The sequence below is a fragment of the Stenotrophomonas capsici genome (assembly GCF_034961085.1).
GTDB classification, from domain to species: domain Bacteria; phylum Pseudomonadota; class Gammaproteobacteria; order Xanthomonadales; family Xanthomonadaceae; genus Stenotrophomonas; species Stenotrophomonas capsici.
Genome location: NZ_JAYFUH010000061.1, coordinates 533,345 through 551,450, shown reverse-complemented (window position 1 = coordinate 551,450; position 18,106 = coordinate 533,345). Strand labels below are relative to the sequence as shown.

The following is an 18,106-nucleotide window of genomic DNA, read 5'->3' as shown; positions in this document are numbered from 1 at the left end:
TCGTTGCCACCACCCGTCCCAAATCCCCTTCCATCAATCACTTGGCCTGCGCCGACGGACGCAGGCAGTGCTCTGATGCACGCCACTTCCAACGGGACTGGACCATGCAACGCCGCCACGATCTGGATTGGCTCAGGGTGATCGCCTTTGGACTGCTGGTGCTCTACCACGTGGGCATGTACTACGTGAGCTGGGGGTGGCACGTCAAAAGTCCGTTCGCCAATGAAGGCCCCGAGCCGTTCATGCTGCTGAGCAGTCCCTGGCGCATGTCGCTGCTGTTCCTGATCTCCGGCGTGACCACCGCCTACATGCTGCGCGGCCCCGCCAACGGGTTCTTCCGCCGCCGCTCGCGCCAACTGCTGCTGCCCCTGCTGTTCGGGATGCTGGTGATCGTTCCACCGCAGGCCTACCTGCAGGTGGTCGAACAGCTGCCAGGCGGCTACGGTGAGTCGTACCTGGCCTTCTACGGCAAGTACCTGAGCGGGTACCACGGGTTCTGCGGGACCGACGGGGACTGTCTGCTGCTGCCTACCTGGAACCACCTGTGGTTCCTGCCCTATCTGTGGAGCTATACGGTGCTGGCGTGGCTGGCGTGGCGACTGCTGCCGGCGACGGCGCTGCAGCGCCTGCGCGCGGCGCTCGGCCGGGCAATGTCGGGGTGGGGCGCGCTGTTGCTGCCGGTTGCCGTGCTCGCGGCGGCCCGCCTGCTGATGGCCGAGCGCTTCGAGCAGACCCACGCGCTGATCGATGACTGGTACAGCCACGCACAGTACTTCAGCGTGTTCCTGATCGGATTCCTGGCCGCGTTCGACAGCCGCTTCTGGGAAGCGCTGCAGCGCCTGCGGTGGGTGTCGTTGCTGGTGGCCGCCGCCTGCTATGCCGCCTTCGTCCATGCGTGGTACTTCGCCGGATATGACGATGCGCACCCCATTCCCGAAGCGCTGCGACTGTGGTTGCGACTGGCCTGGGCGGCCGATCAATGGTGCGCGATCGCCGCCCTGCTCGGCTTCGCCTACCGTTGGCGCCATGCCGACAGCCCCGCCCTGCGCTACCTCACCATGGCGGTGTTCCCGGTCTACATCCTGCACCAGACCGTGATCGTGGTGCTGGCCCATGCACTGAAGCCACTGAAGATTGCCCCCGGGCTTGAGGCCATGCTGCTGGTTGGAGCCACCTTCGCCCTGTGCTTCGCCGGATATGCGTTGATACGCCGCAGCCGCATCCTGCGCCCGCTGTTCGGCCTGCACCCGCTCAATGGCAGCGCGGCATCAGCGGCGGCGGTACCCGACCGCTCGTAGAAGCTGAACGTCGCGGGAGCGGCCTTGGCGGTGAAGCTGAGACGCCTGCAGTAGCAAAGGCTCCGTATGCCCGGAATTGCCCGACTTCGCGCCTGAAGGCGTGCCTACGGAGCGGTCGCTTCCGCCGGGGTGCAATGCTCGATGATCAACTGGATGGCCTGACCACCACGGTAGTCGTCACCGACCAACCGGTAAGCGATATGCACACGGCTACCCGGGTCAGCGCCCTTCCAGCCGCTGAAATGGATCGCACTGATCTTTGCGTTGCCCCCTGGCGCGCGCAGCACCAGCTTCAGGTGCCGCTCTTTCAGCACGCGCCACTCCAGCACATCGAACGCGCCATCGAACAGCGGCTCGGCGAAACCCTGGCCCCACGGCCCGGCCAGACGCAACGCTTCGGCATGCGTGAAGTCCAGCTCCGATGCAGACAGCTCGCCGTCGCTGAGCAGTTGTTGCTGCAGGGTGGCGGGGTCAATCGTGGCCAGCACCTGCTGTTCGAACGCGGCCTTGAAGGCATCCAGCCGTTCGCGCGACAGGCTCAGGCCAGCGGCCATCGCATGGCCGCCGAACTTCTCCATCAAGCCCGGATGAGTGGCGTTGATCGCCGCCAGTGCATCGCGGATATGGAAACCGGGAATCGAGCGCGCGGAGCCACGCAATGCTGCACTGCCCGGTTCGGACGGCGCGAATGCGATCACCGGCCGGTGCAGCCGATCCTTCATCTTCGAGGCCACCAGCCCAACCACGCCCGGATGCCATTCGGCATCGAACAGGCAGGCGGCAACCGGGCATTGTCCGTCGTCGGCCAGCAGGGCGCGCGAGACGGCCAACTCGGCGTCGTCGGTCATCAGCTGCTGTACGGCGCGGCGTTCGGCGTTGATCTCTTCAAGCAATGCCGCGATCTCGCGGGCCTGCGCGGGGTCTTCGGTCAACAGCAGCTCGATGCCCAGCGCCATGTCTTCCAGGCGCCCGGCCGCATTGAGGCGCGGGCCCAGTGCAAAACCGATGTCGCTGCCGGTCAGTCGACGCGCATCGCGACCACTGGCCTCGATCAGCGCACGCAGGCCCACGCAGCCCTTGCCGGCGCGCAGCCGGCGCAGGCCCGCGCCCACCAGCGCACGGTTGTTCTCGTCCAGCGCGACCAGGTCGGCCACGGTGCCGACGGCGACCAGGTCCAGCAGCGTCAGCAGGTCCGGCTCGGGCTGCCCGGCAAAGGCCCCTTGCCCGCGCAGATGGCGACGCAACGCCATCAGCACGTAGAAGATCACCCCGACCCCGGCCAGTGATTTGCTCGGGAACGCATCGCCATCCACGTTCGGATCGACGATGGCATCGGCCGGCGGCAGCTTCTCGCCCGGCAGATGGTGGTCGGTGACCAGTACCTGCCAGCCCAGCGCCTTGGCGGCGTTGACGCCGGCATGGCAGGCAATGCCATGGTCCACCGTGACCAGCAGATCCGGCTGCAACGCGGCCAGCTCCTCGACCAACGACGGTGACAGGCCGTAGCCATGCACCATGCGGTTGGGCACGGCGTGCACCACGTCGCGCGCGCCCAGCAGGCGCAGGCCACGCACGCCCACCGCACACGCGGTGGCGCCATCGCAATCGAAATCACCGACGACCAGGATGCGCTTGTTGCCGGCGATCGCCGCGGCCAGCAGTTCAACCGCCGCCTGCATCCCGCCCAGCAACTCCGGTGCGTGCAGCTGGCCCAGCTTCGGCTGCGCCTGCTCCGCCGAACGGGCACCACGCGCCGCGTAGATCCGCTGCAGCAGGGGCAGCGTCTGCGCATCCCATTGCCCGGCGTCGAGCACGTCGCGCCGGACGATCTTCACGGCATCACTCATCGGCCAACGTCGCCACCGGCTTCTTCCAGAAGCGCCACCGTTGCCCGCGATGGATGCGGTAATGCGTGCCGTCCTCGAAATCCAGGCGCAGCTCCTGCAGCTCACCGCGGTTGATCGCCTCCAGCAACGGCGTGATCGCATCACGCGTGAGCTGCTCCAGCGAACGCAACTGGCGCAGGTCGACCAACGCATCGACGGTCTGTTCCCCGCCCACGCGCACGCCGGCCATCTTGGCCAGGCCCTGCAACAGCGCGTCGCGGCTGCGCACCTGCGCATGCGCGGTCTGCACCGACGCCGGCAGCCGGCCGGCACCCCAGAACCACAACGAGTTCACCGCGCGCTTGCCCTGCGCGATGCGCTGCTCATTCCAGGAATGCTGGTGCAGCACCACCTGCGCTTCGGTCAGCAGGGCCCGCCATTGGCGGCCGGCCTCACCCTCGGGCAAGTGCAGGAACAGGTCATCGCCCAGCGCGACGTCCGGGTCGACGAAGTCCGGCAGCGGCGTGTCCTCGGGCAGGCGCAGGTACCAGCGCGACGGCGTGGGGGCGTCCAGCTGGAAGCCGAACCCGGCGAACAACGGCTGCAGCGCGGGCAACAGCACGTCCGCGTCGGGCTGCTCCAGGCGCAGCGTCTCGGCCGATGCCATCAGCCGTGCGCCCTGCATGTCCGGCGCCACGTTGGCCGGGTCGGCGCGCAGCCACAACGCACCGGCGGCATCGCCGGCATCGGCGTGGCGGCTCAATGCCGCCGCCGACCAGGTGTCGGCGGCGATGTCGAAATGCCGGCGCAGCTGCGCCGACTCGCCTGCGTCGGCGAGCCCATGTTCGGCCCGCCCGAGCGCGGCGGCCACCGGTGCCGGCAATGCGCCGGCCGGGAAACGGCTGCGCGCAGGCAGCAGCAGCGTGGCCTTGGCCATCGTCAGTCGAGGTACTCGACGCTGACGATCTCGTACTCGCGTTGGCCGGCCGGCGCATCGATGGCGATGCTGTCGCCTTCGTTCTTGCCGATCAGCGCACGCGCCACCGGCGAGGAAATGGCGATCAGGCCCAGCTTGATGTCCGCTTCCAGGTCACCCACGATCTGGTAACGCTTCTCCTCGTCGGACTCCACGTCGGCCAGCGTCACCGTGGCACCGAACACCACCTTGCTGCCGGCGTTGAGCTTGGTGATGTCGATGATCTCGGCATGCGACAGCTCGCCCTCCAGCTGCTTGATGCGGCCTTCGATGAAGCCCTGCTCCTCGCGCGCGGCGTGGTACTCGGCGTTCTCCTTCAGGTCACCGTGCTCGCGCGCCTCGGCGATGGCCGCAATGACCTTCGGGCGCTTGTCCGACTTCAGGTGATCCAGTTCCTCGCGCAGGCGCTGTGCGCCTTTCAGGGTAATCGGGGCTCTCATGCATTCAACTCCTTGTGCAGTTCCTGCAGCGACCAGACCGGGCCGGTGCCGCGGAATTCCAACGATTGCACCAATGCCTTGGCACCTGCAACCGTCGTCGAATAGGTGATGCGGTTCTGCAGCGCCTCGCGACGGATCGAGAACGAGTCGTTGATCGCGGCACGGCCTTCGGTCGTGTTGACGATGTAGACGATCTCGCCGTTCTTGATGCTGTCCACGATGTGCGGGCGACCTTCCACCACCTTGTTGACCACCTCGCAGGTGTAGCCCTGCTGCTGCAGCCACGCCGCGGTGCCACGGGTGGCGACCAGCGAGTAGCCGCGCTCGACCAGGCCCTGCACCGCCGGCATCACGCGCTGCTTGTCGGCATCGCGCACCGAGATGAAGGCCTTGCCCAGCGGCGGGGTCTTGATGCCACCGGCTTCCTGCGCACGCGCGAAGGCGGCGCTGAAGCTGCGGCCCACGCCCATCACTTCGCCGGTGGAACGCATCTCCGGCCCGAGGATCGGATCCACGCCCTGGAACTTGGCGAACGGGAAGATGGCTTCCTTCACCGAGTAGTAGTCCGGCACCACTTCCTCGGTCGCGCCCTGCTCGGCCAGCGTCTTGCCGGCCATGCAGCGGGCGGCGATCTTGGCCAGCGCCATGCCGGTGGCCTTGGACACGAACGGCACGGTGCGCGAGGCACGCGGGTTCACTTCCAGCAGGAACACCACGTCGTTGCCCTCGGCGTCGGTCTGGATCGCGAACTGGGTGTTCATCAGGCCGACCACCTTCAGCGCCTTGGCCAGCTCGGTGACCTGGCGACGCAGTTCGGCCTGGGTCTGGGCCGACAGCGAGTACGGCGGCAGTGAGCAGGACGAGTCACCGGAGTGCACGCCGGCCTCCTCGATGTGCTCCATCACGCCACCGATCAGTACGTTGCCGTCCTTGTCGCAGATGATGTCCACGTCGGCCTCGACGGCTGCGTCCAGGAAGTGGTCCAGCAGCACCGGCGAGTCGTTGGAGACCTTTACCGCGTCGCGCATGTAGCGCGCCAGGTCGGATTCGCCGTACACGATTTCCATCGCGCGGCCGCCCAGCACGTAGCTCGGGCGCACCACCAGCGGGAAGCCGATCTCGCGGGCCAGCGCCAGCGCCTCGTCGGCGGTGCGCGCGGTGCGGTTCGGCGGCTGCTTCAGGCCCAGGTCCTGGACCAGCTTCTGGAAGCGTTCGCGGTCCTCGGCCAGGTCGATGGAGTCCGGCGAAGTACCGATCACCGGCACGCCGTTGGCTTCCAGCGCTCGTGCCAGCTTCAGCGGGGTCTGGCCGCCGTACTGCACGATCACGCCCTTGGGCTGCTCCAGCTCGACGATCTCCAGCACGTCTTCCAGCGTCAGCGGCTCGAAGTACAGGCGGTCGGAGGTGTCGTAGTCGGTGGAGACGGTTTCCGGGTTGCAGTTGACCATGATGGTTTCATAGCCGTCCTCGCGCAGGGCGAGCGCGGCGTGCACGCAGCAGTAGTCGAACTCGATGCCCTGGCCGATGCGGTTCGGGCCACCGCCCAGGATCATGATCTTGTCGCGGTTGGTCGGCGCGGCCTCGCACTCGTCCTCGTAGGTCGAGTACAGGTAGGCGGTGCTGGTGGCGAACTCGGCCGCGCACGAGTCCACGCGCTTGTACACCGGGCGCACCTTGTGCGCGCGGCGCAGTGCACGGATGGCCGCTTCGTTGGTGCCGGTCAGCTGGGCCAGGCGGGCGTCGGAGAAGCCGGCACGCTTGAGCACGCGCAGGCGCGCGGCGTCGAGCGCGTCGATGCCCTCGGCCTGCACCTGCTTCTCGTCGGCGATGATTTCCTCGATCTGGTCCAGGAACCACGGATCGATGTGCGACAAGCCGTAGACGTCCTCCACGCTCATGCCGGTGCGCAGTGCATCACCGACGTAGAACAGGCGCTCCGGGCCCGGGGCCTTGAGCTCGCGCTTGAGCGTTGCGATGTCGTCTTCGCTGGCCAGGTCCAGGCCGGTCGGGTCCAGCCCGATCTTGCCGGTTTCCAGGCCACGCAGGGCCTTCTGCAGCGACTCCTTGAAGGTGCGGCCCATCGCCATCACCTCGCCCACCGACTTCATCTGGGTGGTCAGGCGCGCGTCGGCGGCCGGGAACTTCTCGAAGGCAAAGCGCGGAATCTTGGTGACCACGTAGTCGATGGACGGTTCGAACGAGGCCGGGGTGAGGCCACCGGTGATCTCGTTCTTCAGTTCGTCCAGCGTGTAGCCCACGGCCAGCTTGGCGGCGACCTTGGCGATCGGGAAGCCGGTGGCCTTGGAAGCCAGCGCCGAGGAACGCGACACACGCGGGTTCATCTCGATCACGACCACGCGGCCGGTGGTCGGGCTGATGCCGAACTGCACGTTCGAGCCGCCGGTGTCCACGCCGATCTTGCGCAGCACGGCGATGGAGGCATCGCGCAGGCGCTGGTATTCCTTGTCGGTCAGGGTCTGCGCCGGGGCCACGGTGATCGAGTCACCGGTGTGCACGCCCATCGGGTCCAGGTTCTCGATCGAGCAGACGATGATGCAGTTGTCCGCGGTATCGCGGACCACTTCCATCTCGAATTCCTTCCAGCCCAGCACCGATTCTTCCACCAGCACTTCGGTGGTCGGCGACAGCTCCAGGCCGCGGTTGACGATCTCGATCAGCTCTTCGCGGTTGTAGGCGATGCCGCCGCCGCTGCCACCCAGGGTGAAGGACGGGCGGATGATGGTCGGGTAGCCGACGCGGGTCTGGATCTCCAGCGCCTCTTCCAGCGTGTGGGCGACGGCGGCCTTCGGGCACTCCAGGCCGATCTCCTGCATGGCCACGCGGAACAGCTCGCGGTCCTCGGCCATGCGGATGGCTTCGCGCTTGGCGCCGATCAGCTCGACGTTGTACTTCTCCAGCACGCCGTGGTCGGCCAGGTCCAGCGCGCAGTTCAGCGCGGTCTGGCCGCCCATGGTCGGCAGCAGCGCGTCCGGGCGCTCCTTCTCGATGATCTTCTCGACGGTCTGCCAGTTGATCGGCTCGATGTAGACGGCGTCGGCCATCTCCGGGTCGGTCATGATCGTGGCCGGGTTCGAGTTGACCAGCACCACGCGGTAACCCTCGTCACGCAGCGCCTTGCAGGCCTGCGCGCCGGAGTAGTCGAACTCGCAGGCCTGGCCGATGACGATCGGGCCGGCGCCGATGATGAGGATGGTCTTGAGGTCGGAACGCTTTGGCATTGTCTTCTCTAAGTCAGTACAGCGTGTCTGGGGGAAGTGATCGCACGCTGTCGATCAGGAAATCTGTTCCGGGTCCAGCGCGATCTTGCACTCGCGCTGCAGGGCATCGACGATCCGCTGGCTGAAGTCAGCGGGCGGCTCGTTGTCGTTGAAGGCCTGCATGAAGCGCTGGAAGGCCGGCTTGCCCATGAAATCGGCAATCTTGCGCTTGGTGGCCTCGTCCACGCCCGGGTCGGCCGGTTCCTTGCCGGCGGCGGCCGCGGCGGCGGTGGCGCGGAACGTCCGCGCCATGTCGGTGCCGGCCGGCGTGGCCAGGAACTGCTTCCACTCGGCCACCAGCTGCGCACCGTCGTCGCCGAAGGCGTCGGCGATGCCCTGCTGGAACTGTTCGCCCATCAGCCGGGACACCTGGGTGGAGGCGCAGGCCATGCCGGCCGCATCCTGGTCCTGCATGCCCGGCAGCTGTGCCAGCAACGGGCCGATGGCACTGCCTGCGAGGTTGCTCATGCCCAGCGCCTGCATGATCTCGCCCACGTCCTTGCGCTCAGCAGGTGCCGCCACCGCGGAGGTGGACAACAGCAGGCCGGCGATCAGCGCGATGGCGCGCATCAGGCCTTTGCCTCTTCCATCAGGGTGATGAAGCGGTCGAACAGCGGCGCCACGTCGTGCGGGCCCGGCGAGGCTTCCGGGTGGCCCTGGAAGGAGAACGCCGGCGCATCGGTCAGGGCGATGCCCTGGATGGTCTGGTCGAACAGCGAGCGGTGGGTGACCCGCACGTTGGCCGGCAGCACGCTCTCATCGATGGCGAAGCCGTGGTTCTGCGAGGTGATCATCACCCGGCCGCTGTCGATGTCCTGCACCGGGTGGTTGGCACCGTGGTGGCCGTGGCCCATCTTCATGGTCTTGGCACCGGAGGCCAGGCCCAGCAGCTGGTGGCCCAGGCAGATGCCGAAGGTCGGCACCTTCGCGGCGACGAACGCCTTGATCGCGGCGATGGCGTAGTCGCACGGTTCCGGGTCGCCCGGGCCGTTGGACAGGAACACGCCATCGGGATTCATCGCCAGCACCTCGGCGGCCGGGGTCTGCGCCGGCACCACGCTGAGCTCGCAGCCGCGCTCGGCCAGCATGCGCAGGATGTTGGTCTTCACGCCGAAGTCGTACGCCACCACCTTGAACTTCGGCGCGGCGCGCACGAACTCATTGCGGTCCAGGTCCAGCTGGCCGTCGGCCCAGCCATAGGGCTTGTCGGTGCTGACCACCTTGGCCAGGTCCATGCCCTTCAGGCCCGGGAACTTACGGGCGGCTTCCAGTGCCTTCTCCACATCGATGTCGCCGGCCATCAGCGCACCGTTCTGGGCGCCGCGCTCGCGCAGGATGCGGGTCAACTTGCGGGTATCGATGCCGGCGATGGCCACCACGCCGCGCTGGATCAGCCAGTCCTGCAGCGACACCTGGTTGCGCCAGCTGCTCGGGCGGCGCGGCACGTCGCGGACGATCAGGCCGGCGGCCCACACCTTGCTGGCCTCTTCGTCCTGGTCGTTCATACCGGTGTTGCCGATATGCGGATACGTCAGGGTGATCATCTGCCGGGCGTAGGACGGATCGGTCAGCATCTCCTGATAACCGGTCATGGCGGTGTTGAACACCACCTCACCCACGGACAGGCCGGGCGCGCCTACGGATTCGCCCTCGAATACGGTGCCGTCTTCGAGCACGAGGATTGCGGCTTGGGTCACGGGAATCTCACTTTGGCTACCGGGGGACTCCGAAGCCACGCCTGCGTCGCCGGCAAAAACCGGTTGCAAAAAAGCGCGGACGGCGGTCTGTAACCGGTCCGGCTGACGTGTTTCGGCGAGCGGGAATTGTAAGGCCAAGGGGGCGCCAGCGCCAGCGCCCCGTGATGCCCTTCACAAGGGTTTCAGCCGTAACAGAAAGCCAACGAACGCACGTACTGAGGCGTATTCAGTTTGACCCCCGCCCCGCCGGCTCAGCCCAGCAGGTCGCGGACCCGGTAACGGCCGGCCGCGCGGCCGGCCAGCTGCCGGGCGGCATGCAGCGCGCCACGGGCGAAGATGTCGCGGCTGGTGGCCCGGTGCACCAGCTCCACCCGCTCGCCGAGCCCGGTGAACTGGACGAAATGCTCGCCGATGATGTCCCCGGCGCGCAGGCTGGCGTAGCGCGGCGCGGCCCCGCCCTGCACGGCCGACTCGCCCAGCGTCAGCGCGGTACCGGACGGAGCGTCCTTCTTGTGCACGTGGTGCGACTCGACGATGTCGCAGTCCCAGCCGGGCAGCGCCTGCGCGGCGCGCTCGACCAGCTCGGCCAGTACTGCCACGCCCAGGCTGAAGTTGGTTGCCCATACCAGCGCGATGCGCCCTGCCGCGCTGTTCAACGCTGCCTGCTGCGCGTCGCTGATGCCGGTGGTGCCGGACACCAGGCCGACGCCACGTTCGGCGCACAACGCCAGTACCGGGTCAAGGCCTTCCGGCAGGCTGAAGTCGATGGCCACGTCGAACGCCGGCACGCCGGCCAGCTCACTGGCCGCGAAGTACGGGATGCCCTCGACCACGCGCTGGGTCGGCGGCTTGCGCACCACGGCGGCGACAACCTGCAGGGATGCATCCTCGGCAGCCAGGCGCAGCAGGGCCTGGCCCATGCGCCCGGAGGCGCCGTGTATCAACAGACGGATCGGAGTGTTGTTCATGGCGGGGAAACTAACGCCTGCGACCGACCTGCGACAAGCCGCAGGCCTGCATCAATGATTCGCACCGGCGTGCACCACCGCCACGCTGCGCGTCACCAGCACCTTCCAGCGGTTGCGTTCGATCGTGTCGCGCCCACGGCTGACCATCCGCATGCCGGGGATCTCCAGCACCGAGGACAACTCGACCTTGGCCGTGCTGCCGTCCTCGGAGAGCGTGATGCTCTTGATGGTCTGCTGGTGGCGCAGCGGGATGCGCCCCAGCTGCGCCTGCAACTGGCGCATCATGTCCATCGTCCGGGCCAGCTCGGCGCAGTATTCCTTCTTGCCGAGCGAACGCTCGGACTGCGCGTTCTCGGTCTTCATGACCACTGACTGTTGGTAGTCCTCGGCCAGCAGTTCGCACAGCGCTTTGTCGTCTGCGATTGCCATGGCCTCGTCGGCGCGCTCGTAGAACGCCCGCACCTGCCTTTCACTGAGCGAATTACCGCCCCACTGGTAAATCCCCGCCACCGCCGCGATCACCACGGCCAGCGATACCAGAAACTTCATCCAAGCCCCCTTGGTCTGCATCCTGCAAGACCGCTGATTGTATAGCGCCTGCTACCCTGCGCGCACTTCGAACCAACGGTCTGCAACACCGATGAAGATCTCCGGACAACGGGCACTGATCACCGGCATCCCGCTGCGCGAGGTGACCACGCCGGAACAGTTCGCCAACGCCGCGCGGTTCTTCGCCTCACCGTGGGCACGCGCGGTGACCGGGCAGAACCTGGTCGTCGATGGCGGATTGGTCCGCGATTGACCTGGAAACACGAACGCCGGGCAGGCCCGGCGTTCGGTTCAATGCTGCTTGGGCGCCTTGGTGTCGCAGCTGCTGCAACCACCGCAGGCACCGCCGCCATTGGCGGGCGGGGGCGCAAGCCGCCGCCCCCACTCCTGCAACCGTTGCGAATGCGCCGGCTTCACCAGCCACAGCGCCAGTGCACCGCGCAGGCGCCGCACCACGCCGGGGAACTGCTTCTTCAGCACGACCCAGGCGCTGACCAGCACAGCCAGCGCGATGACCAGGTACTGCAGCAGCATGCCCCTGTCCATCAGCCTGCCCCCAGCGCCTTGGCCACCTGGTAGGTCACCAGCGCGGCCAGGTACGCCGCCGCGAACAGGTACACCGTGGCAAACGCCATCTGCTTCCAGGAATTGGTCTCGCGGCGGATGGTGGCCAGCGTGGAGATGCACATCGGCGCGTAGATGAACCACACCATCAGCGACAGGCCGGTCGCCAGCGTCCAGCCGTCGCTGATCACCGGGGTCAGTGCCTGGATGGCGGCATCGTCATCGGCCGCGGACAGCGCATAGATGGTAGCCAGCGAGGACACCGCCACTTCGCGCGCGCCCATGCCCGGGATCAGCGCGATACAGATCTGCCAGTTGAAGCCCAGCGGGGCGAAGATCACCGCCATCGCGTGGCCGATCTGGCCGGCGAAGCTGTAGTCGATGGCCGGCATGGTCGCGTTCTCCGGCGCGCCGGGGAAGGACAGCAGGAACCACAGCAGGATGGTCAGCGCCAGGATGATGCCGCCCACGCGCTTGAGGAAGATCATCGCGCGCTCGTACAGGCCCACCGCCAGGTCACGCGGGTTGGGCAGACGGTAGGACGGCAGCTCCAGCATCAGCGGGTGCTCGCTCTTGTCGCGGCGGAACTTCTTCATCGTCCAGGACATCATCAGCGCGCTGAGGATGCCCGCCACGTACAGGGCAAACAGCACCAGCCCCTGCTGGTTGAACACGCCCCACACCGTCTTGGCCGGGATGAACGCGCCGATCAGCAGCGCATACACCGGCAGGCGCGCCGAACAGGTCATCAACGGCGCGACCAGGATGGTGGCCAGGCGGTCACGCGGGTCTTGGATCGAGCGGGTCGACATGATGCCCGGCACCGCGCAGGCGAAGCTGGACAGCAACGGGATGAACGAGCGCCCGGACAGGCCAGCCGACGCCATCATCCGGTCCAGCAGGAAAGCCGCGCGCGGCAGGTAGCCGGACTCCTCCAGCGCCAGGATGAAGAAGAACAGGATCAGGATCTGCGGCAGGAACACGATCACCCCGCCCACGCCGGCGATGATGCCGTCCACCAGCAGGCTGCTCAGCGGCCCTTCCGGCAGCTTGGCCGCGGCGAACTCGCCCAGCCAGCCGAAGCCGGCCTCGATGCCGTCCATCAGCGGGGTCGCCCAGGCGTACACCGCCTGGAAGATCAGGAACATCACCACCGCCAGCGTCAGCAGCCCGTACACCGGGTGCAGCAGCCAGCGGTCGAGCGTGTCGTCGATCTTGCCGGTGCGGCTGGGCATGCGCACCGCCGCTTCCAGGATGGCGCGCACCTGGGCGTGGTGCTCGCCGGCTTCCACCGGTTGCTGCAGGGGCTGCGAAGCCAGCTGCGGCACCAGCCCGTCGATGCGCTCGACCAGGGCCTTGGCCCCGTTGCGCTGCACCGCGACGGTTTCCACCACCGGCACGCCCAGTGCCTTTTCCAGCGCCGGCACGTCGATCTCGATGCCGCGACGGCGCGCCGCATCCACCATGTTCAGGGCCACGATCATCGGCTTGCCCAGCTCACGCACCTCCAGCGCGAAGCGCAGGTGCAGGCGCAGGTTGGTCGCGTCGATCACGCAGATCAGCGCGTCCGGCGCGGCCTCGCCGGGGTAGAAACCACGGCACAGGTCACGGGTGATCGCCTCGTCCAGGCTGGCCGGGTGCAGGCTGTAGGCGCCGGGCAGGTCCAGCACCGCGTACTCGCGGCCGGACGGGCCGCGCATGCGGCCTTCCTTGCGCTCGACGGTGACGCCGGTGTAATTGGCCACCTTCTGGCGGCTGCCGGTCAGCTGGTTGAACAAGGCGGTCTTGCCGCTGTTCGGGTTGCCGACCAGCGCCAGCCGTGCCACTGCCCCACTCATGCCGATACTCCTTCAGTACGCACGCGCACCCGGGCCGCTTCGCTGCGGCGCAGGGCAAAACGGGTGAAACCCACCTGGAACAGCAGCGGCTCGCCGCCGACCGGGCCCCGCGCCACCAGGCGCACCTCCTCGCCGTTCACGAAGCCCAGCTCACGCAGGCGGCGCGCAATGGCGTCATTGGGATGCAGGTCCTGTACGTCTTCAACCTTGGCGGAGGCATGCAGCGGCAACTCGGACAACGTCACTGAATGGGCCCTTCTAAGGAGTTGATAAGAATGGTTATCAATTCTAGCATCGCCGCGTCGCGTCATGGCGTCCCAGTCCTGCACCGCTATGATTCGCGCACTTACCGTTCAACTCAGGCTTTCCCGATGAGCGATGCATTGCTCGTACACCGCCAGGGCGCCGTCGCGACCCTGCAACTGAACCGCCCGGAACTGCACAACGCATTCGACGCCGCACTGATCCAGACCCTGACCACCGCATTGGAAGCCGTCGGCAATGACCCGATGGTGCGCACCGTGGTCCTTTCGGGGGCCGGCGCCTCCTTCTCGGCCGGCGCCAACCTGCAATGGATGCGCGCGATGGCCAGCGCCAGCCAGGACGAGAACCGCCAGGACTCGCTGGCCCTGGCCCGGCTGATGCGCACCCTGGACGAGCTGCCCAAGCCGACCATCGCCCGCGTCCACGGTGCCGCGTTCGGTGGTGGCGTCGGCCTGGTGGCCTGCTGTGACATCGCCATCGCTGCCGAAGGTGCCCGCTTCGGCCTGACCGAAAGCCGCCTCGGGCTGCTGCCGGCGGTGATCTCTCCCTATGTGATCTCGGCCATCGGTCCGCGCCAGGCGCGCCGCTGGTTCGCCACCGGCGAGCACTTCGATGCGGCCACCGCCGCGCAGATCAGCCTGGTCCACCAGGTGGTCGCGGCCGAGGCCTTGGACGCGGCCGTGGACGCCCAGCTGTCACTGCTGGCCAAGGCCGGCCCGGTCGCCGCGGCCTCGGCCAAGGTCCTGGTCCGTGAAGTGGCCGCCGCCGGCGGTGACCGCGATGCCCTGGACCGTGCCAACGCCGGCCTGATCGCCGCGCTGCGCGCCTCCGATGAAGGCCGCGAAGGCCTGACCGCCTTCCTCGAGAAGCGCCCGCCCGCCTGGGCCTCCCCGTGACCGCAGGTATCGCAACGCCATGAACGATTTCGTCCGCATCGTGGAAGTAGGCCCGCGCGATGGCCTGCAGAATGAAAAACAGCAGGTCGCCACCGCCGACAAGATCGCGCTGATCGACCGGCTCTCGGCCACCGGCCTGCGCAGCATCGAGGCCACCAGCTTCGTCAGCCCCAAATGGGTGCCGCAGCTGGCCGACGCTGCCGAGGTGTTTGCCGGCATCCAGCGCCGCCCCGGCGTGAACTACCCGGTACTGGTACCCAACGAGCAAGGCTACGAGCGCGCGCGCGCGGTCGGGGTCCAGGAAGTGGCGGTGTTCACCGCCGCCTCCGAGCAATTCAACCTGAAGAACACCAATGCCGGCATCGACGAATCGCTGCGTCGCTTCGAGCCGGTGCTGGCCCGCGCCAAGGCCGATGGCATCAAGGTCCGCGGCTATGTCTCCACCGTGCTCGGCTGCCCCTACCAGGGCGAGGTGCCGCTGGCCGACGTGGTACGCGTGGCGCGCAGCCTGCATGCGATGGGCTGCTACGAGATCTCGCTGGGCGACACCATCGGCGTGGGCACCCCGCTGAAGGCGCGGGCGATGCTGCAGGCGGTTGCCGCCGAACTGCCGGTCGACGCCCTGGCCATCCATTTTCACGACACCTATGGGCAGGCGCTGGCTAATATCGCCACATGCTTGGACGTGGGGGTCCGGGTGGTGGATTCGGCGGTCGCGGGCACCGGGGGGTGCCCCTATGCGCGTGGCGCCAGTGGTAATGTCGCCAGCGAGGACGTCGTCTACATGTTGCACGGAATGGGGATGAGCACCGGCGTCGATCTGCCGGCGCTCGCCGCCACGGGGAACTGGCTCGCCGAACGGCTGGGCCGGCAGACAGGCAGCAAGACAGGAAAGGCTTTGACAGTGTCATGACCGGAACCGGCCAGCGCATAGTCCACGCGGAGGGGGAACACCCCGCCGCCCACGTCGATGCGCTCGCCGGGCTGGACCAGGCCCTGCACCAGCCGCTGCCGCTTGCCCTGCAGCAGGTACTGGTCGCCGCCCGCGCCGCACTCAGCGAGGCAATGACCGAGCGGCACGCCGCCCAGCGCCGCTACGAGGCGCTGTTCGATGCCGTGCCCGACCCGGTCAGCATCCTCAGCGCCACCGGTGTCGTGCTGGACCTCAACAAGGCCGGCATCGAGGCCTACGGCCGGACCCGCGAGGAAATCGTCGGCCAGCCCATCGAACTGCTCAACCCCGACCTGCCCGCCGACCACCTGGAGCCGGTCTGGGAAACCCTCCACCGCGGCGAGACCTACGTGGTGGAAGTCACCAACATGCGCGGCGACGGCAGCCGCTTCCCGGTGGAAGTGCATTCGGCCGTGTTCGAGCATGACGGCCAGCAGTGCATCGTCGCCGTCGCCCGCGACCTGAGCCGGCGCTGGCAGGCCGAAACGCGCTACCGCCTGCTGCTGGAGTCCATCGACAAGGGGGTGATGCTGTTCGACCGCAGCTTCAACATCCTCTCGGCCAACCCCGCCGCGCACCGCATCCTGCAACTGACCAACCACCTGCCGGCCCGCGCGCCGGTGGATGCCGATGAGTGGATCACCGTCGACGAGCGCGGCCGCCGCCTGGGCATGGAGCAGTGGCCGGTCGCACGCGCGTTCCGCGACGGACGCATCATCCCCAGCACCATCGTCGGCCTGTACCACCGGCCGCACGGCCGCATGATCTGGATCTCGATGACCACCGTGCCGGTGTTCTCGTCCAACTGCGACCTGCCCGACCATGTGTTCTCGCTGTTCAGCGACATCACCGAACTCAAGCGCGACCATGCCCTGTTCGATCGCGCCCAGGCCCTGGCCCACATCGGCGGCTGGGAGTGGGACCGCGGCCAGAAGCGCCTGTACCTGACCGGCGAAGCCCAGCGCATCCTCGGTCAGGCCCAGCCGCCGGAGGACCTGGACACCCTGCTCGGCTGCCTGAACCTGGGGTCGCGCCAGTTGCTGCGCGAGGCCATGGACCGGGTGGTCGAGCAGCGTGCCGGCTTCGAGCTGGAGCTGCAGGGGCAGCGCGCGAACGGGCACAGCTTCTGGATCCGCATGATCGGCGAGGTCGAGCCCGGCGACCTGGCCTCCAGCCGCATCGCCGGCACCCTGCAGGACATCACCGAATCCAAGCAGGCCGAGGAAACGCTCAAGAACCAGGCCCGCACCGATCCACTGACCGGCATCATGAACCGCGATGCCGCGCTCACCGACCTGGAAGCGCGCCTGAGCAACCCCTCCCACGCCGGCGTGGCGGTGCTGTACATCGACCTGGACCGCTTCAAGACCGTCAACGACGTGCTCGGCCACAATGCCGGGGACCAGTTGCTGATCGAGGCAACCCGCCGCATCAGCCAGGCCATCGGCACCGAGGGCCTGCTGGCCCGCTTCGGTGGCGACGAATTCGTGGTCACCTGCGATGCCCGCGACCTGCCACAACGCCCCGAGCAACTGGCCCAGGCCATCACCGACGCCTTCGTGCCGCCCTTCCAGTTCGGCAAGGACGAGTTCGCGGTCACCACCAGCATCGGCATCGCCCGCGCGCCGCAGCATGGGCAACGCCCGCAGCAGCTGATCCAGAACGCGGACCTGGCCATGTATGAGTGCAAGCGCCGCGACCGCAATGGCTGGCAGGCGTTCTCGCCGGAGCTGGCCCGGCGCCAGCGCGACCGCCTGCAGATCGAACGGCGCCTGCGCAAGGCCTTGGAACGCGACGAGTTCCGGCTGGTGTACCAGCCACAGGTGGACCTGCGCAGCGGCGAACTGGTCGCCTGCGAAGCGCTGATCCGCTGGCACGACCGACAACTGGGCGAGCTGCGCCCGGATATCTTCATCAGCCATGCCGAGAACACCGGTGACATCGTCCGGATCGGCGACTGGGTGTTGCACCAGGCCTGCCAGCAGATCCGCGAATGGCGCGACCAGGGGCTGGGGCTGGTGCGGGTGGCGATCAACGTCTCCTACCGCCAGTTCAGCGGCGACCGGCTGGCGCACCAGGTCCAGTCGGCACTGCAGGCGTTCGACCTGCCCGGCAGCGCGCTGGAGCTGGAGTTCACCGAACGGGTCCTGATCGAGGACGCCCCGGCCACGCTGCGCACCTTCGCCGAGCTGCGCGGGATGGGGGTGATCCTGACCATCGACGACTTCGGCGAGGGCTACAGCGCCCTGAACTACCTGCGCAACCTGCCCATCCATGGCCTCAAGCTCAGCCAGCTGTTCATCGGTGGGGTGCCACGCAACCGTTCCGACGTGGCGGTCTGCGAGGCGGTCTGCGGCATTGCCCGCAGCCTGGGCCTGGGGCTGGTGGCCGAGGGCATCGAGTCCGAGGCCCAGCGCCAGTTCCTGCTGGAGCTGGGCGTGCCGGTCGGCCAGGGCTTCCTGTTCTCCCCGGGCCTGTCCCCTGGGGAACTGGCCCTGCGCCTGCGCTGAAGCGGCGAGCCGGCCTGCCCCTCTGGGCGGAGCAGGCGCATCCGCTAGAA

The 18,106-nt window shown here is 67.9% G+C and carries 16 protein-coding genes; 5 read left to right on the top strand and 11 right to left on the bottom strand.

The genetic code is table 11. From position 1 onward, the window contains the following. Positions 1-104 precede the first annotated feature (104 nt). Positions 105-1,298, top strand: a complete 1,194-nt coding sequence (locus VA603_RS04405; RefSeq protein WP_323438029.1) for an acyltransferase family protein — start codon at positions 105-107, stop codon at positions 1,296-1,298. 104 nt (positions 1,299-1,402) lie between these two features. On the opposite strand, the gene recJ is transcribed toward VA603_RS04405, so the two are convergent. From recJ to VA603_RS04365, 8 genes are all read right to left on the bottom strand, one after another. Next, complete coding sequence (gene recJ / locus VA603_RS04400) at positions 1,403-3,145, bottom strand: single-stranded-DNA-specific exonuclease RecJ (protein WP_323438028.1); 1,743 nt, start codon at positions 3,143-3,145, stop codon at positions 1,403-1,405. Next, complete coding sequence (locus VA603_RS04395; RefSeq protein ID WP_323438027.1) at positions 3,138-4,061, bottom strand: phosphoglycerate mutase; 924 nt, start codon at positions 4,059-4,061, stop codon at positions 3,138-3,140. The genes recJ and VA603_RS04395 overlap by 8 nt, the downstream gene beginning before the upstream one ends. 2 nt (positions 4,062-4,063) lie before the next feature. Continuing rightward, positions 4,064-4,528, bottom strand: a complete 465-nt coding sequence (greA, locus tag VA603_RS04390) for a transcription elongation factor GreA (protein WP_192287234.1) — start codon at positions 4,526-4,528, stop codon at positions 4,064-4,066. Positions 4,529-4,536: 8 nt separating this feature from the next. Continuing rightward, positions 4,537-7,779 carry a carbamoyl-phosphate synthase large subunit gene (gene carB / locus VA603_RS04385; RefSeq protein ID WP_323438026.1) on the bottom strand — a complete coding sequence of 1,081 codons (3,243 nt, stop codon included), beginning with the start codon at positions 7,777-7,779 and terminating at the stop codon, positions 4,537-4,539. A 54-nt stretch (positions 7,780-7,833) separates the two neighbouring features. Further along, positions 7,834-8,388 carry a hypothetical protein gene (locus tag VA603_RS04380; protein ID WP_323438025.1) on the bottom strand — a complete coding sequence of 185 codons (555 nt, stop codon included), beginning with the start codon at positions 8,386-8,388 and terminating at the stop codon, positions 7,834-7,836. Further along, a complete protein-coding gene (gene carA, locus VA603_RS04375) occupies positions 8,388-9,515 on the bottom strand; it encodes a glutamine-hydrolyzing carbamoyl-phosphate synthase small subunit (RefSeq protein WP_323438024.1) in 1,128 nt (375 codons plus the stop codon). The genes VA603_RS04380 and carA overlap by 1 nt, the downstream gene beginning before the upstream one ends. Positions 9,516-9,766: 251 nt before the next feature. Beyond that, positions 9,767-10,483, bottom strand: a complete 717-nt coding sequence (dapB, locus tag VA603_RS04370) for a 4-hydroxy-tetrahydrodipicolinate reductase (protein ID WP_323438023.1) — start codon at positions 10,481-10,483, stop codon at positions 9,767-9,769. 51 nt (positions 10,484-10,534) lie between these two features. Further along, entirely contained in the window at positions 10,535-11,032 is a 498-nt protein-coding gene (locus VA603_RS04365; protein ID WP_323438022.1) for a hypothetical protein, read from the bottom strand. A 91-nt stretch (positions 11,033-11,123) separates the two neighbouring features. On the opposite strand from VA603_RS04365, the gene VA603_RS04360 reads away from it, so the two are divergent. Beyond that, entirely contained in the window at positions 11,124-11,285 is a 162-nt protein-coding gene (locus tag VA603_RS04360; RefSeq protein WP_425603654.1) for an SDR family oxidoreductase, read from the top strand. Positions 11,286-11,323: 38 nt separating this feature from the next. Here VA603_RS04360 and VA603_RS04355 read toward each other — a convergent pair whose 3' ends face one another. From VA603_RS04355 to VA603_RS04345, 3 genes are read right to left on the bottom strand one after another with little or no spacing between them, the layout of a single operon-like run. Continuing rightward, a complete protein-coding gene (locus VA603_RS04355) occupies positions 11,324-11,578 on the bottom strand; it encodes a DUF6587 family protein (RefSeq protein ID WP_323438020.1) in 255 nt (84 codons plus the stop codon). Then, the gene (gene feoB, locus VA603_RS04350) at positions 11,578-13,434 is read right to left on the bottom strand and encodes a ferrous iron transport protein B (protein WP_132863112.1); all 1,857 of its coding nucleotides are present in this window, start codon (positions 13,432-13,434) and stop codon (positions 11,578-11,580) included. Before feoB ends, VA603_RS04355 begins: the two co-directional genes overlap by 1 nt. Continuing rightward, positions 13,431-13,679 carry a FeoA family protein gene (locus VA603_RS04345; protein WP_132863111.1) on the bottom strand — a complete coding sequence of 83 codons (249 nt, stop codon included), beginning with the start codon at positions 13,677-13,679 and terminating at the stop codon, positions 13,431-13,433. The genes feoB and VA603_RS04345 overlap by 4 nt, the downstream gene beginning before the upstream one ends. Positions 13,680-13,805: 126 nt before the next feature. On the opposite strand from VA603_RS04345, the gene VA603_RS04340 reads away from it, so the two are divergent. The 3 genes from VA603_RS04340 to VA603_RS04330 are packed head-to-tail and all read left to right on the top strand — an operon-like array spanning position 13,806 to position 18,056. Next, the gene (locus VA603_RS04340; protein WP_323438019.1) at positions 13,806-14,594 is read left to right on the top strand and encodes an enoyl-CoA hydratase-related protein; all 789 of its coding nucleotides are present in this window, start codon (positions 13,806-13,808) and stop codon (positions 14,592-14,594) included. Positions 14,595-14,613: 19 nt separating this feature from the next. Next, complete coding sequence (locus tag VA603_RS04335) at positions 14,614-15,507, top strand: hydroxymethylglutaryl-CoA lyase (RefSeq protein WP_323438018.1); 894 nt, start codon at positions 14,614-14,616, stop codon at positions 15,505-15,507. Next, positions 15,504-18,056, top strand: coding sequence for a sensor domain-containing protein (locus VA603_RS04330; protein ID WP_323438017.1), 2,553 nt, complete (start codon positions 15,504-15,506; stop codon positions 18,054-18,056). Before VA603_RS04335 ends, VA603_RS04330 begins: the two co-directional genes overlap by 4 nt. Positions 18,057-18,106: the final 50 nt, after the last annotated feature.

Excerpts from the sequence above, each read along its gene's own strand:
- VA603_RS04380 (WP_323438025.1), bottom strand. The coding sequence starts at position 8,388 with ATGCGCGCCATCGCGCTGATCGCCGGCCTGCTGTTGTCCACCTCCGCG.
- recJ (WP_323438028.1), bottom strand. The coding sequence starts at position 3,145 with ATGAGTGATGCCGTGAAGATCGTCCGGCGCGACGTGCTCGACGCCGGG.
- VA603_RS04355 (WP_323438020.1), bottom strand. The coding sequence starts at position 11,578 with ATGGACAGGGGCATGCTGCTGCAGTACCTGGTCATCGCGCTGGCTGTG.
- feoB (WP_132863112.1), bottom strand. The coding sequence starts at position 13,434 with ATGAGTGGGGCAGTGGCACGGCTGGCGCTGGTCGGCAACCCGAACAGC.
- dapB (WP_323438023.1), bottom strand. The coding sequence starts at position 10,483 with ATGAACAACACTCCGATCCGTCTGTTGATACACGGCGCCTCCGGGCGC.
- VA603_RS04340 (WP_323438019.1), top strand. The coding sequence starts at position 13,806 with ATGAGCGATGCATTGCTCGTACACCGCCAGGGCGCCGTCGCGACCCTG.
- VA603_RS04405 (WP_323438029.1), top strand. The coding sequence starts at position 105 with ATGCAACGCCGCCACGATCTGGATTGGCTCAGGGTGATCGCCTTTGGA.
- VA603_RS04395 (WP_323438027.1), bottom strand. The coding sequence starts at position 4,061 with ATGGCCAAGGCCACGCTGCTGCTGCCTGCGCGCAGCCGTTTCCCGGCC.
- VA603_RS04335 (WP_323438018.1), top strand. The coding sequence starts at position 14,614 with ATGAACGATTTCGTCCGCATCGTGGAAGTAGGCCCGCGCGATGGCCTG.
- VA603_RS04360 (WP_425603654.1), top strand. The coding sequence starts at position 11,124 with ATGAAGATCTCCGGACAACGGGCACTGATCACCGGCATCCCGCTGCGC.
- VA603_RS04330 (WP_323438017.1), top strand. The coding sequence starts at position 15,504 with ATGACCGGAACCGGCCAGCGCATAGTCCACGCGGAGGGGGAACACCCC.
- VA603_RS04365 (WP_323438022.1), bottom strand. The coding sequence starts at position 11,032 with ATGAAGTTTCTGGTATCGCTGGCCGTGGTGATCGCGGCGGTGGCGGGG.
- carB (WP_323438026.1), bottom strand. The coding sequence starts at position 7,779 with ATGCCAAAGCGTTCCGACCTCAAGACCATCCTCATCATCGGCGCCGGC.